1 tRNA gene is annotated in these 227 nt (G+C 45.8%); it reads left to right on the top strand.

Annotation, left to right across the window (positions count from 1 at the left end):
• Positions 1 to 14: 14 nt before the first annotated feature.
• Positions 15 to 90, top strand: a tRNA-Ala gene (locus OGY01_RS00700).
• Positions 91 to 227 lie beyond the last annotated feature (137 nt).

The following is a 227-nucleotide window of genomic DNA, read 5'->3' as shown; positions in this document are numbered from 1 at the left end:
GAGATGACTTCGATGGGGCTATAGCTCAGCTGGGAGAGCGCCTGCTTTGCACGCAGGAGGTCTGCGGTTCGATCCCGCATAGCTCCACCATTACTTACTGCAAAAATACCAAGAAAACTTCAGAGTGTACCTGAAAAGGTTCACTGCGAAGTTTTGCTCTTTAAAAATCTGGATCAAGCTGAAAATTGAAACGACACACTGTGTCTGTTCTCCGTAATAAGAACAGA

It is taken from the genome of Citrobacter sp. Cm038 (genome assembly GCF_030333105.1).
In the GTDB taxonomy this organism is placed as follows: domain Bacteria; phylum Pseudomonadota; class Gammaproteobacteria; order Enterobacterales; family Enterobacteriaceae; genus Citrobacter; species Citrobacter murliniae.
This window is presented reverse-complemented; position numbering and strand designations above follow the sequence as displayed.